Source organism: Leptospira ainazelensis (genome assembly GCF_016918785.1).
GTDB classification, from domain to species: Bacteria; Spirochaetota; Leptospiria; order Leptospirales; family Leptospiraceae; genus Leptospira; species Leptospira ainazelensis.
The window spans coordinates 89,384-102,273 of sequence record NZ_JAFFPT010000071.1; the positions used below are offsets into that span (position 1 = coordinate 89,384).

13 protein-coding genes are annotated in these 12,890 nt (G+C 44.0%); 4 read left to right on the top strand and 9 right to left on the bottom strand.

The window, feature by feature from the left end:
• Positions 1-11 precede the first annotated feature (11 nt).
• Entirely contained in the window at positions 12-1,088 is a 1,077-nt protein-coding gene (leuB, locus tag JWG44_RS16165) for a 3-isopropylmalate dehydrogenase (RefSeq protein WP_205276037.1), read from the top strand.
• 13 nt (positions 1,089-1,101) lie between these two features.
• Positions 1,102-1,509 carry a response regulator gene (locus tag JWG44_RS16170; protein WP_205276038.1) on the top strand — a complete coding sequence of 136 codons (408 nt, stop codon included), beginning with the start codon at positions 1,102-1,104 and terminating at the stop codon, positions 1,507-1,509.
• On the opposite strand, the gene JWG44_RS16175 is transcribed toward JWG44_RS16170, so the two are convergent.
• Complete coding sequence (locus JWG44_RS16175) at positions 1,506-2,207, bottom strand: polyphenol oxidase family protein (protein ID WP_205276039.1); 702 nt, start codon at positions 2,205-2,207, stop codon at positions 1,506-1,508. The genes JWG44_RS16170 and JWG44_RS16175 overlap by 4 nt on opposite strands.
• A gap of 92 nt (positions 2,208-2,299) precedes the next feature.
• On the opposite strand from JWG44_RS16175, the gene JWG44_RS16180 reads away from it, so the two are divergent.
• Positions 2,300-2,950: a phosphoribosylanthranilate isomerase gene (locus JWG44_RS16180; RefSeq protein ID WP_205276040.1), complete on the top strand. Its 651-nt coding sequence runs from the start codon at positions 2,300-2,302 to the stop codon at positions 2,948-2,950.
• On the top strand, positions 2,947-5,493 hold the full coding sequence (gene mutS / locus JWG44_RS16185) for a DNA mismatch repair protein MutS (protein WP_205276041.1): 2,547 nt from the start codon (positions 2,947-2,949) through the stop codon (positions 5,491-5,493). Before JWG44_RS16180 ends, mutS begins: the two co-directional genes overlap by 4 nt.
• Here the strand turns inward: mutS and serB are convergent.
• The 8 genes from serB to JWG44_RS16225 form a co-directional block, all read right to left on the bottom strand.
• Entirely contained in the window at positions 5,476-6,357 is an 882-nt protein-coding gene (gene serB, locus JWG44_RS16190) for a phosphoserine phosphatase SerB (RefSeq protein ID WP_205276042.1), read from the bottom strand. The genes mutS and serB overlap by 18 nt on opposite strands.
• Before the next feature lie 13 nt (positions 6,358-6,370).
• Entirely contained in the window at positions 6,371-7,114 is a 744-nt protein-coding gene (locus JWG44_RS16195; protein WP_205276043.1) for a GDSL-type esterase/lipase family protein, read from the bottom strand.
• 7 nt (positions 7,115-7,121) lie between these two features.
• Complete coding sequence (locus tag JWG44_RS16200; protein ID WP_000875511.1) at positions 7,122-7,298, bottom strand: hypothetical protein; 177 nt, start codon at positions 7,296-7,298, stop codon at positions 7,122-7,124.
• A gap of 386 nt (positions 7,299-7,684) precedes the next feature.
• Complete coding sequence (gene bioB / locus JWG44_RS16205) at positions 7,685-8,749, bottom strand: biotin synthase BioB (protein ID WP_205276044.1); 1,065 nt, start codon at positions 8,747-8,749, stop codon at positions 7,685-7,687.
• A gap of 39 nt (positions 8,750-8,788) precedes the next feature.
• On the bottom strand, positions 8,789-10,090 hold the full coding sequence (gene bioA, locus JWG44_RS16210) for an adenosylmethionine--8-amino-7-oxononanoate transaminase (protein WP_205276045.1): 1,302 nt from the start codon (positions 10,088-10,090) through the stop codon (positions 8,789-8,791).
• Positions 10,087-10,752 carry a dethiobiotin synthase gene (bioD, locus tag JWG44_RS16215; RefSeq protein ID WP_205276046.1) on the bottom strand — a complete coding sequence of 222 codons (666 nt, stop codon included), beginning with the start codon at positions 10,750-10,752 and terminating at the stop codon, positions 10,087-10,089. The genes bioA and bioD overlap by 4 nt, the downstream gene beginning before the upstream one ends.
• Positions 10,752-11,876, bottom strand: a complete 1,125-nt coding sequence (locus JWG44_RS16220; RefSeq protein WP_232371694.1) for an aminotransferase class I/II-fold pyridoxal phosphate-dependent enzyme — start codon at positions 11,874-11,876, stop codon at positions 10,752-10,754. The genes bioD and JWG44_RS16220 overlap by 1 nt, the downstream gene beginning before the upstream one ends.
• A 26-nt stretch (positions 11,877-11,902) precedes the next feature.
• Positions 11,903-12,883: a malate dehydrogenase gene (locus JWG44_RS16225; RefSeq protein ID WP_205276047.1), complete on the bottom strand. Its 981-nt coding sequence runs from the start codon at positions 12,881-12,883 to the stop codon at positions 11,903-11,905.
• Between the last annotated feature and the right edge of the window lie 7 nt (positions 12,884-12,890).

A 12,890-nucleotide genomic window follows, 5' to 3' on the forward strand; every position in this document is an offset into this window, starting at 1 on the left:
TCCAAAAAAGAATGAAGAACGTAGCTGTACTTTCCGGAGACGGAATCGGTCCGGAAGTAATGGAGGTAGCACTCTCCGTTTTAAAAAAAGCCCTCGGCGCAAAGGCTTCCGAGTTTAACTTTAAGGAAGGTTATGTGGGCGGAATCGCGATCGACAAGACCGGACATCCGCTTCCGCCGGAAACTCTCAAACTCTGTGAAGAATCCCAAGCGATTCTTTTCGGAAGCGTGGGCGGCCCCAAATGGGAAACCCTTCCGCCGGAAAAACAACCCGAACGAGGCGCGCTTCTTCCCCTTCGCAAACACTTCGATCTTTTCGCCAATCTCAGACCCGCGATCATCTATCCGGAACTAAAGAATGCTTCGCCCGTACGCGCTGACATCATCGGAGACGGACTCGATATTCTTATCTTAAGAGAATTGACCGGCGGGATCTACTTCGGGCAACCCAAGGGAAGAGAAGGATCCGGACAGGAAGAATTCGCCTATGACACCATGAAGTATTCCAGAAGGGAAATCGAAAGGATTACCAGAGTGGCGTTTCAGGCGGCTCGTAAAAGAAATAATAAAGTGACAAGCATCGACAAGGCAAACGTCTTGACGACTTCAGTTTTTTGGAAAGAAGTTGTAATCGATCTGCATAAGAAAGAATTTTCCGACGTCCAATTGAATCATCTCTACGTGGACAACGCGGCGATGCAGTTGATCGTAAATCCGAAACAATTCGACGTGATTCTTTGCGAGAATATGTTCGGAGATATCCTTTCCGACGAGGCATCGATCATTACGGGTTCGATCGGAATGTTGCCTTCGGCTTCTCTTTCGGAATCCGGATTTGGATTGTATGAACCGTCCGGAGGTTCGGCCCCCGATATCGCCGGAAAAGGTGTGGCCAATCCGATCGCTCAGGTTTTGAGCGCGGCTCTCTTGTTGCGTTATTCTTTCTCTATGGAAGAAGAAGCAAACAAGATCGAAACTGCGGTGCGCCAGACGATCGCAACCGGGAAAAGAACGAGAGACATCGCGGAATCCGGATCTACGGTCGTAGGAACAAAAGAAATCGGTCAGGTAATCGAATCCTTTCTCTAAAAAGAGGTTAAGTATGAAAGCAGGTGTAGCTCCCAACGGAAGACCTTATCAGGTATTGATTGCCGAAAACTCGAGATTTCAGGCCAAACAATTGGCTCAAATCTTGGAATCGGAGGGATATCAGGTAATCGGATTCGCGGAAAACGGAAAGGAACTCGTAAAACTTTTCGACCAACATCGTTTGGTTGATTTGATCACATTGGATTTGAATCTTCCCGTCATGGACGGATTCGCAACTTTTTTCGAGATCAAAGAAAAGGGAGTTTTACCGAGAATCGTCCTCGTTTCCGAAGAGAACACACCTGCAGTTCTCAAGTATCTCATCGACGAAGGCGCAATGGACTATATACCAAAACCGGTAAAACGCGAAAAGGTTTTGGAAAAGATCAACGCAGCAATCAAGAAAATTCCAAAGGTCTAATCTTCTTTCCAAATCAGATTCAGATTTCTTCCCACGTCCTTTTTGCGATGACTGAAGAAATCTGAGTTTTTCCCCATCGTGCAAATTCCGGAAGAATCGAGATTTACACAAATCCGATTCTTTTCCAGTCGAAACTTAAGAAAAGATTCCAAATCCAAAAAACTTTTCTCTTCGGAGGAAGGTTTTAAACAGAAGGAAAATTCGGAACGAAACAAAGAGGCCACGTCCTCTCCCACTTCGTAACGAAGCCCGCTCGCACAAGGTCCGAGAAAACCGAAAAGAGATCCGTCTTTTCTTTCCGTTTCGGAAAAACATTGGAGAATCGTTTTCTCAGCAATTCCGGCTAACGTTCCTTTCCAGCCCGCATGGACCGCCGCAAACTTCCCGCTTGTCGAGGACCAAAAAAAAATCGGCATACAATCCGCGGTTTTGATACAGAGAATTTTTTGAGATTCAAAACCGATCCAAGCATCCGCAACGGAAAACGAAAAGGAAGGAGTTATGGAGGAATCCAAAATCGAATCCTCGTGCACCTGATTCAAAAGAAAGATAGAAGATTCTTCCAATCCGGTTTGTTTTGAAATTTCGCTTCTCTGAGAATTTGCATCCAGAGAAAGATTCGGAAGTTCTTTTTTCCCAAGGATCAAGATCCGGATTTTCTTTCCGTTTGCGATCGGGAAGGACTGAGAAAGGGCCATCGAAACCGACAGTAAATTCCCGATAGAAACTGACGAGTGTTAAAGTACGTGATCTAAAGAAACCCCTCTCCCAAACTGGAAAAACCAGATTCATGAAACCGAATTTCGCTCAAAAACCAAAGGTCAAGATCTGCGGAATCCGAGATCTTGAAATCGCAAAAATTTGCAAAGAAGAAGGCGCCGATTTTGTCGGCCTTAATTTCGCCCCTTCCAGCCCGAGAAAGATAGAGATCGCGACTGCAAAAGACATCATTCAATTCTATCGGACCCAAAAGGATTCACCGAAAATCGTATTACTCTTTTACAAAAATTCTCCCGAAGAAATTCGATCGATTCGAAACATGCTTACGCACGATTACGTTCAGTGGGTTTGGGACGATCCGGCGCTTGCGTCCATCTATCGAATCGAACTTCTCGGAGAAAACCAGATCTGCTCGTATCGTGTCGACAAACAAATTGTAGACGAGGATTTGAATTCCGTTCCGGGAGAATTTTTGATCCTGGATAGTTACTCCAAAGGCGTGGGCGGAGGAACCGGAGAAAGTTTTAACTGGGACTTCGTGTCTCAAATCACAAGAAAGTTTCTACTCGCCGGAGGTCTCAATCCGGAAAACGTAGCCTCGGCGATTGAAAGAGTAAAACCTTTCGGAGTCGACGTCGCAAGCGGAGTGGAATCTTCACCCGGGCAAAAAGACCCGCAAAAAATAATCGATTTTATCAGGAACGCAAAGTCAGTCTTATGAGTTTAGAAACCACAGGAACCTCCGCGGAATACTGGAGTGATCTCGCCGATGCGCTCAACACTCCGATGATGAAACAATTTCTCGCGATCAAAAAGGATTTTCCGGATACGATTCTTTTCTTTCGAATGGGAGATTTTTACGAGATGTTTTTGGAGGACGCAAAAGTAGCTTCTTCCATCTTAGACATCGCTCTCACCAAACGACAGAATGCGGTTCCTATGTGCGGGATTCCGTATCATTCCAAGGACAATTATATTTCGAGACTTTTGAGCGCAGGAAAAAAAATCGCGATCTGCGAACAGACCAAATCGGACGATCCGAGTTCCAAACTCATGACCCGAGACGTGGTTCGTATCATTACCCCGGGAACGGTCATCGAGGAAAATCTGCTTTCCGGTTATCAGAATAACTATCTCGCGGTTTTACATCTCAAAAAAAGCCTGATTTATTTTGCCATGGCCGACTTTTCCACGGGGGAATTGTTTTATTCTTCGGCTTCGATTACGGGTTTGGAACGACTCATCGCCGAACTCGAAAAATTTCGTCCTTCCGAAATCTGCGTTCCAAAAACCGAAGTTACCTTTTTTAAGGATCTCGAATACTTTAAGAATCGTGAATTTACTCTATTGCCGGACCAAGCCGAAATCAGCGATAAGGACCCGTTTCACATTCTTTCGCTCTATTTAAACGAATATATCCGCGAAACATATCGGGACAACAAACTCGTTCTTCGAGAACCCCGTATTTTGAGCTCCGGTAAGTTTTTGGAAATGGATCGGGAAACCATTCTCAACTTAGAACTTGTGGAGAATGAGAAGGAAAAAAACCATACTCTCTATTCTATATTCAATTTTTGCAATACTGCAAAAGGCAAAAGACTTCTCAAACAAAGAATTTTGTTTCCCGAATGTGATCCTCTGATTCTCTATGCTCGCTGGGAAAAACAGGACATTCTTTTAAAGACCGTTTTGGCCCCCTTTGTTTCCGCTCTAAAAGACATCGGAGATCTGGAAAGAATTCTCACTCGATTTCGGGGAAATCACGCGTATCCGAGAGATTTCAGGACAATCGCAAGTTCGATCGCAACCGGAACTCGCTTAAAGAAAGAATTGGAAACCCTCTCCTATCCGTTTTTGATCCCGATTGAAAAATTAAATTCCCTCTCTCAGTTTATCGATTCCAAACTGAATCCGAACGACGACCTCCCCGTCATTTTAGGAAACGGCCCGTTTTTACGCTCGGGATTCTCCCCGAAACTGGACAAGGCGAGAGAGGCCGGAGTTAAGGGAAAGGACTGGATCTTAGAATTGGAAACCGAAGAGAAAAAAAGGACCGGTTTAAACACATTAAAGATTCGTTATAATAAGATCGTTGGATATTTTATAGAAATCTCCCGCGTTCAAGCCGAACAAGCACCGAAAGATTATCTCAAAAAACAGACGTTAGTCGGTAGTGAACGTTTTACGACTCCAAAGCTCGAAGAAATCGAAAGAACCATCCTCGAAGCGGACGAAATCATTCAGGAAATCGAAAGAGCCGAATTCAATCTTATGGTCGAGGAAGTTCTCAAGTATTCCTCCTTTCTTTTGGAACTTTCGGAAGAAATCGGCGATTTGGATTTTCAGATCTCAACGCTGACGGCAAAGGACAAATTCGGTTGGATTCGTCCTCAACTTTCGGAGGATCGTTCTTTGGATCTCGTAGATTCCAAACATCCGGTTGTGGAAGCGACTCTTCCGCCCGGTCAGGAGTTTACTCCCAATTCTCTTTATCTGGATACGCAGGACAAGGCGATCGCGGTTCTTACGGGACCGAACATGGCCGGTAAGTCGACTTTTATGAGACAGATCGCGCTCAATCAGATTCTCTTTCAAATGGGAGCCTTTGTCCCTGCAAAGTCTGCGAGGCTTTCGATCGTGGACAAACTTTTTACTCGAATCGGCGCGGGGGACAATCTAACCGCCGGAGAATCCACATTCTACGTGGAGATGAAAGAAACCGCGAACATCTTAAATCACTGCACCGAAGATTCCTTGATCCTTTTTGACGAGGTCGGCCGAGGCACTTCCACATACGACGGGATGAGCATCGCATGGGCGATCTTAGAATATCTTTCTTCTCTTTCGATCAAACCAAAGACAATCTTTGCCACCCACTATCACGAACTCACTGAACTTTCCCGATTGAGCGGGATCTTCAATCTGTATCTGGAAACATTGGAGAAGGAAGACAAAGTCCTATTCTTACGAAAGGTTCGTGCGGGAAAAGCCAAGAAGTCCTTCGGGATCTACGTCGCGAAGATCGCCGGAGTTCCCGAACCGATCGTAAAACGTGCGGCGGAACTTCTCATAGAACTCGAATCCAAAAAGAAAGAGATTCGGATCCAAGAAGCACAGCCGATGTTGTTCGTCGAAACCGAAAAAAAGGAAGTTCGTTCCGAAACGGAAGAATCGATTCTGAAACTGAAATTGGAAGAGATGACTCCGATCGAAGCCTTAAAAGCTTTGGAAGACTTTCAGAAAAAATTAAGAAAACAAAAATAACAAAACGTCCATCGGCGCAAAATCGACCCAGTTGGTGATCAGCTTTTTCAAACCGTCTTTTGCGTGAAAACCGATTCCGATCCCGGCTTCGTTTAACATAAGAGCGTCGTTAGCTCCGTCCCCGACCGCAACAACTTGCGAAGAATCGATTTTTTCCCGATCCCGAATTTCTTTTAAGAATTTACACTTCTTGATCTTGTCCACGATCTCTCCTGAGACAAAGCCGGTAAGAACTCCATTCTCTTTTTCTAATACGTTTGCACGGACTTCTCCGATTCTATGTTCCTTTTGAAACGTCTCGAGGATGTCCGTAAAACCGCCAGAAAAAACTGCAGTTCTACTTTCTTTTTCATTAAGACCGAGAAGAAGTTTTTCTACTCCGACATTCAGAGTAAGATTTGGATACAATTCTTCGAAAATCGAAGTCGGAAGTCCTTTGAGATAAAGACATCTTTTTTTGAGCGCTTCGTGAAAGTCCAGATTTCCTTCCATCGCTTCCTTTGTGACGGAAGCCACCTGATCGTAAACTCCCGCAAGCCTGGCGAGTTCGTCGATCACTTCCTGTTGGATGAGAGTGGAGTCCATATCGAAAGCGAACAAACTTTTCTTTTTAGAATCGAGCAAGCGATCCACTTGCAAAAGATCCGAATTCTTTTTTGCAAATTTTTCTCGAAGTTCCATAAGCTCTTTCGGTTCGAGTTTTTTCGAAATTTTCCATTCGATACAATTCCAAGACCCGGTCGTTCGAATCCTTGCGGACGATAAAGATAAATTGTCATCTTGGGATAGGAAGTCAAAACTCCCAGTTTCTAAAAGGAGTTCTTTACGAATTTCTTCCGGATTTTGAGTGAGAATTAAGAGCAAGGTGATACAACTATTACAGATACGGTGTCAGAAGCGGTTTTAATTTTTGGACCCAGATTTTATACGCGTTTTCATTCAGATGGATCTTATCTTTTTCGAGCCAAAATTCGCGTCTCAAAGCCGGTCTTTCTTTTTCTCGGAGCCACTGCCAATTGTCCAGGAATACGGCGTTCTTATATCCTTGGGATATCGAGATCCAAGTCAGATTGAGCACGGGAGATACGTTGTTGATACTTTGTGTTCGAACCGGAGGAATTCCAAGTATGATCACTTTTAGATTTGGATCTTTTTGGTAGATTTTTTCTAAAATTTTTGCAAGATTCGTTTCAATGTCGTTCAAACACTTTCCCTGAATCAGATCGTTGCCGCCGATTTCCAAAACGATAACCTTTGGATTTAAGGAAAGAACGTCCTCTTCGATACGTTGCAAAAGGAGTTCCGTGAGGTCGCCGCCGATTCCTCGATTGAGAGCTCCGGGAAATTCTTTCGCCATCAGATCGCTCGGAAACAATTGAATCAAAGAATTTCCGACAAATACTATATTGGCGGTTTCGATCCTCTGGTTTTCCTCGCGATAAATTCCGCGCATCGTGTTCCAGAGAGTATAGTATTGTTGGAATTTTTCGGAGGATCGGTAACCGGCTCCAGACCAACATTCGAAGTCAGAACTGGAGTAGTCTGTGTATGATTTTTTAATCAGAACTGAACAGGAAACAAAAACAAAAAGCAAAGAAAAAGTAAAGAGAAACCTGATCAAAGATCTATCACTGTTCCTGTGGCTCTTTCATATGAAAACGTTTGTGCCAATCTGCAATCTGAGCTTGGAGATAATCTTCAGAATCACAAATTCTAAACTCGATCGGATTGTTGGAAGCAGTATCAATCAGCTTAGCTTCTATGTAACCGTTCTTCAGTTTATTGATTTCTATTTTATATTTCATCCATTAACTCCAGTAATGCCAGATTTTTAGATGGATTCAGGCTTTCAAACCGATTCTAAAAAAAATGAACTTACTCTTTCCAATTTTTTTTAAAAAGAATAATCTCGAACTCCGACATTTCCAAATCATTTTTCAAATTTTTGACTTCAGTTTTTTTCAACAACAAAGCGCATAACGTATTCTTGTCTTATAAAACTAAAATTTCTATTTAGCTTCGTGCAAAAGTGATATTTCTCTCGAAAAATCTCTTTCACTACTTGGATCGCCAAATTTGGGGAGGGTACTTAACAATCCACACTGTCTTCAGACTCAATTTAACAAAAAAAAGTTGCGAGGAAAGCTTAAAAAATGCCGGAAACCCCTTTTTTTAGAGGTTTTAAAAGCCCTTACAATTTCTTAAATTTATACAATTCCGGGAAATTTTTTTCGGAATAAAGAGCTTCCATTTCGGAATCTTCCGGAAGTATCCCCCCGTCAGCGAGTTCCGGGATAAAACCGGCGTCTCGAATCATTCCGATCGTTTCCACCATGTCGGATCCTTTTACGTTCAAATATCCCGACGAAAACAAGGAATTAGCCGCAAAAAGAGCCGTGGCCGACAAACTTCTGAGATGCCCTTCTCTTCCTGCGGCGATCCGGATTTCAGAATCCGGATTCACCAAACGGAAAAGACAAAGAATTCTTACACAAAGTTCAGGACTCAAAACGTTTGGATTTTTGATCGCGTGTCCTTTGACCGGAATGAAAAAATTCACCGGAATTGAAATCACTCGAAAAGACTTGAGTTCAAAAGCAACATCCACGAGGTCACGAAAAGTTTCCCCCATTCCGACGATCACCCCGCTGCACATTCCGATTCCAGCTTTGGAAACCGAACCTAAGGTTTCCGCCCTTTGTTCATACGTATGAGTATCGCAAATTTCAGGATAATGATTTTGAGAGGTATTGAGATTGTGATTGTAACGATCAAGACCGGCTGCCTTCAAAAGTTGAGCCTTGTCCTCGTCTAACAAACCGGCTGAAAGACAAACCTTCATTCCGAGTTCGTCGGTGATTTTACGAATTGTCGAGGCGAGTTTTTCGGTGGTCGGCCGATTCGGTCCTGTTCCCGAAGTAACCATACAAAAACGGTAGGCCCCATTCTCCTTTGCCTTCACCGCGTCCTCATAAATTTCGGTTTCGGATTTCATTGGGTATTCCTGAACCCCGGAATTGGCGTTTTTTCTTTGAGCACAGTATCCGCAGTCTTCCGGACAATGTCCGTTTTTGATATTATCTAAGATATGAATTCGAACCTTGTTTCCGTAATATCGGTTTCTTTCTTGAAACGCTCTGTCCAAACAGGTTGTCAACGGAAGTCTTCCATCGAGAATTTCCAGAGCCTCTTCCTTTGTAATCATGCTCGGAGCTTCAGAGAATATTTTTTCGGCGGTATTGAGTGTTGCAGACATTCTTCAGACAGATTCGAGGGTGGGAGTTTTCTTGAAAAGTCATTTCCCTGAATAAATTTCGGCTAAGGTCTCGCGTATAACCCGAAAAATCTTTTCCAAAGAATCGTCCGAGATTCCATAAGGAGGAGCGATATAGACCACGTTTCCAAGAGGTCTTAGAACCACACCTTTCTCAAGAAACTTTTTTTTCAGAACTTTGTTTCCAGGATACGTATAGCCGCTTTGTTCACCGACCTCCAATTCTAAAACTCCGACGGCTCCCAGAACTCGAACGTCGCGGATCAAATCTGCAAATTCTTTCCGAACGGTTTCAAGTCCTTTTTTCAACTTCACTTCAAGTAAGGCCACTTGGTCCAAACGATTTTCTTCGTACATCAGTTTTGTGGAAGCGAGCGCGGCCGCACAGGCAATAGGATTTCCGGTCATTGTATGTCCGTGATAAAACGCCTTTTCCGGTTCAGGAATTACAAAAATTGAATGTATCTTTTTCGAAACCAGAGTCGCCGCGATCGGAGCCGCTCCGCCGCTAAGTCCCTTTGCCGTCGCGATGAGATCGGGTTTTATTTTTGCCCTTTGATACGCAAAGAAGAATCCGGTTCTTCCGAAACCGGTAAAGACCTCGTCGACCAAAAGAAGGGCTCCATATTCTTTAGAAATTCTTTCCAGACGTTGTAAAACCTCTTCTTTGTAAAAGATCATTCCTCCGGATCCGAGAATCAAAGGTTCGATGACGATTCCGGCGACACGTTTCGGATTTTTTTTAAAAAAGGTTTCGATAGCATCCGCACATTCCGTTTTGCAAGAATCCGGTTTTTTTCCCACCGGACAAAAGCTACAATTCGGACTCGTAAATTCCTGAGTCGGAAAAAATAAACCTGCAAAAACCCGATTAAAGACGGAATCCCCTCCCACGCTCATCGTCCCGATCGTATCTCCGTGATACGAAACATTCCATTTTAGGAATATGTTTCTTTCGGATTCTCCCTGATTTTGAAAATACTGATACGCGAGTTTGATCATAATCTCGACCGCAGTCGATCCGTTATCTGAATAAAGAACTTTGTGGAACAATCCTTCCGTGATTTTGAGAAGTTCACTCGCGAGATTTTCGGCGGGATCATGAGTAAAACCCGCGAGTAAAACGTGATCGAGACGATCGAGTTGATCCTTCATCGCTTGGATGATTTTGGGATGATTGTGTCCGTGGATACTGACCCACCAGGACGAAACCGCGTCGACATAGGAATTTCCTGCTTCGTCATAGAGAAATTCCTTTTCCGCTCTTACGATTTTGAGCGGGATTTCAGGTTCATATTGAAGAGTAAAAGGATACCAGATCATAAAATCGCATCCCTCAAAATAAAATCAGGATCAAATCTTTGTCCGCATTCTTTCTGAAACTGTTCTCGGCTCATTCTTTCCTTAGAGTTTAAAAAGAAAAATCCTAATAGCGGAACCCCGCTCCATTCTAAGATCGTTCTTATATTGTCTTCGGTTGTCTTATCGGGAGTTCCTATAAAGTAAATTCCTTTGAGATCTATTTTTCGATTTTGAATCGCTTCCAAAGAAAGTAGAGTGTGATTGATCGAACCCAAAGAAACGGGCGCGGTTAAGATCAAAGGAATTTCGGATTGCCGAATGACTTCGATCGCCAGAGTCTTTCGAGTCAATGGAACCAAAAGACCGCCGGCTCCTTCCACTACGAGATTCTCTTCTCGGATGCTAAAAAGATGTCTCGCCAATTCGTCGGTATCGATTTCAATTCCTTCGAGTTCTGAGGCGTAATGAGGAGAACCCGCAAAAGCAAAGGAATAATAATTTTTTAAAAATCTGCTTTCATGCAGACCGCTGAGATACATCACAGAGGCGCGATCGCTGTCGTCTCCGGTCTGAATCGGTTTGAAATACTTGAGTCCCAGAGATTCTCCATATTTCGTAAGAATCAAAGAACTCAAGAGCGTTTTTCCCACATCCGTCCCCGTTGCTGAAATAAAAACCGACATCAGAAAACCGGCAACAGTGAAATCAATTTTTCTAATGCAGAATCGGTTGTATCGGAATGAACACAGATTCTCAACCGAGGAGCGGACACGGTCGGCGGTCGAATCGCCTTTACGTAAAGACCGTTTTCTCTACAACGAGCTGCGACGTCTAATACCGATTCTTCCGAAGGAAAAAGAATCGGAATGATCTGGGATTCCGAATTTGTCATCGGATAATTTTTGGTTTGGATCAATGCGCGGAGGCGGTTTGACTTTTGAAAAAGATTCTCCCTTTCCCGATCCATCGTTTTTAAAAGCCCGATCGAAGTCGGAATGGCGTGTGCGATCGAGGGCATAGGCGCCGTGGAAAAAATAAACGTCCTCATCTTGTTGATCAAAAACTCTCTTCCGATTTTCGAAGTTCCGATCCAAGCCCCTTCTAACCCGAGGGCCTTTCCGCTCGTATAAGTGATAAAATCGACCTCGTGGATTCTATCTTTTCCGAGAACTTGTGCGACTCTTCCGCAACCCTGCTTTCCAAAAACTCCGATGGAATGTGCGTCATCGAGAACGAGGATCGCCTCGTATTTGTTTTTTAAAAAAACAAGATCTTCAATCGGAGCCAAATCACCATCCATGCTAAAAACTGTTTCCGAAACGATGATCCTTTCCTTCAACCTCGACTTGCGGAGCAATTCTTCCAGATGATCTAAGTTTAGATGTTTGTAATATGTTTTTTCGGCTCCGGAAAGACGAACACCGTCCAAAATCGAAGCGTGATTGAGACGGTCCGTAAAGATCTCGGTCTTTGCGTTGGCTATACACGAAAGAAGCCCGAGATTGGCCGCGTAACCGTTTGCCACAAACAAGGAGCTTTGAGTTCCGGTCCATTCGGAAACGGCCGTTTCGACCCGATCAAAACTTTCCCTATGACCGCTGACCAAACGAGAAGCGCCGGAACCGGCTCCATAGAGGTCCAAACCTTCTTTTAGACTTGCGATCAGTTTTGGATGTTTTGTGAGGGAGAGATAATCGTTGGAAGAGAAATCGACCCCAAAAGGAACTTCCAGGGTGCGATATAAGAAATCCTTTTTTAAGGATTCCAGAACGCCAGAGGCTTTCTGAATGAATGTGGATGGATTCAGATTCTGAAAGCCTCTTCGACTAAAGTTTAGAGCATTTCCTTTACTTCATTTCTTTCGGAAACGAGTTCGTCATGAGTGATTTTGAATTTCTCTTTTGCAAAGTCGTTTAAAGGGAGACCTTGTATGATCTCCACTTTTTTTCCGTCGGACTTCAAAGGAAACCCGAAGATCAGACCTTTTTCAGCTCCGTATGATCCGTCGGAAACGATCGCGGCGGAGAATGCGTCCCCAGGCGCGGTAGGATTGATGATTCCACGAACGGTGTCTACGACTCCGTTAGCCGCGCTCGCAGCGGAAGAAGCTCCTCTTGCTTTGATGATCTCCGCTCCTCTCTGTTGAACGTTTTTGATAAAATCGCCTTTGAGCCAATCGTGATCGGAAATCACATCGGTTACCGGTTTACCGGAAATCTTTGCATTATAAAAATCAGGATATTGTGTGGAAGAATGGTTTCCCCAGATTCCGAGATGAGTGACTTCTTTTACGGGAACTCCCGCTTTGCCGGCTAACTGCGATTTTGCTCTGTTCTCATCCAGTTTTGTCATCGCAAACCAACGATCTCCCGGAACACCCTTTGCGTTGTTCATAGCGATCAAACAGTTTGTATTACAAGGGTTTCCGACTACGAGAACTCTTACGTCGCTCGCCGCGTTCTTTTCGATCGCTTTTCCTTGATTTACAAAAATTCCACCGTTGATTTTGAGGAGATCTCCTCTTTCCATTCCGGCTTTTCTAGGAACGGATCCTACGAGCAAGGCCCAGTTGATATCTTTGAAAGCGACGTCCAAATCCGAAGACACGGTCACTTTTTGGAGAAGAGGAAACGCGCAGTCCTCCAATTCCATGATTACACCTTTTGCCGCAGGGACCGCAGCTTCCAATTCGAGCATTTGAATTTCCACCGCAGTATCGGCTCCGAACATTTGTCCGGAAGCGATTCTAAAAAGTAGAGAATATCCGATTTGTCCTGCAGCGCCTGTAACAGCTACTTTCACTGTCTTACTCATATTTGGC

Bases quoted from the DNA above. Each gene is read 5' to 3' on its own strand.
- leuB (WP_205276037.1), top strand. From the start codon at position 12: ATGAAGAACGTAGCTGTACTTTCCGGAGACGGAATCGGTCCGGAAGTA.
- JWG44_RS16170 (WP_205276038.1), top strand. From the start codon at position 1,102: ATGAAAGCAGGTGTAGCTCCCAACGGAAGACCTTATCAGGTATTGATT.
- JWG44_RS16175 (WP_205276039.1), bottom strand. From the start codon at position 2,207: ATGGCCCTTTCTCAGTCCTTCCCGATCGCAAACGGAAAGAAAATCCGG.
- JWG44_RS16180 (WP_205276040.1), top strand. From the start codon at position 2,300: ATGAAACCGAATTTCGCTCAAAAACCAAAGGTCAAGATCTGCGGAATC.
- mutS (WP_205276041.1), top strand. From the start codon at position 2,947: ATGAGTTTAGAAACCACAGGAACCTCCGCGGAATACTGGAGTGATCTC.
- JWG44_RS16200 (WP_000875511.1), bottom strand. From the start codon at position 7,298: ATGAAATATAAAATAGAAATCAATAAACTGAAGAACGGTTACATAGAA.
- bioB (WP_205276044.1), bottom strand. From the start codon at position 8,749: ATGTCTGCAACACTCAATACCGCCGAAAAAATATTCTCTGAAGCTCCG.
- bioA (WP_205276045.1), bottom strand. From the start codon at position 10,090: ATGATCTGGTATCCTTTTACTCTTCAATATGAACCTGAAATCCCGCTC.
- bioD (WP_205276046.1), bottom strand. From the start codon at position 10,752: ATGTCGGTTTTTATTTCAGCAACGGGGACGGATGTGGGAAAAACGCTC.
- JWG44_RS16225 (WP_205276047.1), bottom strand. From the start codon at position 12,883: ATGAGTAAGACAGTGAAAGTAGCTGTTACAGGCGCTGCAGGACAAATC.